At 63.5% G+C, this 803-nt stretch carries 1 protein-coding gene; it reads right to left on the reverse strand.

What is annotated here, in order from left to right; all coding sequences use genetic code 11:
- Positions 1-510 (reverse strand): GAF domain-containing protein (locus tag ACYVDE_RS24800; RefSeq protein WP_460504186.1); only part of this gene is annotated, 510 nt, incomplete at its 3' end.
- Positions 511-803 lie beyond the last annotated feature (293 nt).

Raw genomic sequence — 803 nt, forward strand, 5'->3', positions numbered from 1 at the left:
GATGCGGGGGGCGCGCAGCTCCAGCAGGCGCTTCACCAGGCCGGCCAGGGTGGCCAGCAGCTCACGCTCGGCGGGCGAAAATTGCCGGGGCGGGCCATCGTACACGCATAGCGAGCCCAGGTTGTAGCCGTCGGGCGTGCGCAGGTTGTGGCCGGCGTAGAAGTTCAGGCCCAGCTGCTGAATCAGAGAAATGTCGACGCCGGGAATGTTGGCCTGGGCCAGGTCTTCGTACACGGCCGTGTCGTGCTGCAGAATGGTGGCCGAGCAGATGCTCTTATCGCGCGGCACCCGCTCGATGGCCACCGGCAGGTTGTAAGGCGCTTTTACCAGCACTTCATCTTTCTCCACAATGGAGAGCATGGCGTTGGACACGCCGAACAGCCGGGCGGTGGCCGCCACCACGTCATCAAGCACTTTTTCGCTGCGGGCATCCAGCAGTTGGTAGCGCTCAAGCGTTTGGAGTCGGGCCGGGTCGTTGGCCGGTATCAGCGAAATAGGATTATCAACCAAAATAAACAAGGGTAAAATGCGCCGCCCAGTGTCAGGCAGCGCTGCGCTCATATCGCCGAGCTTGTTGGTGCTGCTTGTACCGCGGGGCGCGGGCCAGGGTTGCACAACGGGGCTGTTCGGGGCGCTAATACCTCAACCATTGCCCGGTCCAAAAAGTTGATTGTCGCGCCAGCAACTATTTGCGCCGCAGCGTGGCCGCCACCAATTGGTCGAGGCTGGTGACGATGCGGCCGGCTTCGGCGGCGATGGCCGGGCTGAGGTTGCCGCGGCCTGGCCCAACCTGCTCGGTGAGG

This window comes from Hymenobacter agri (assembly GCF_054778495.1).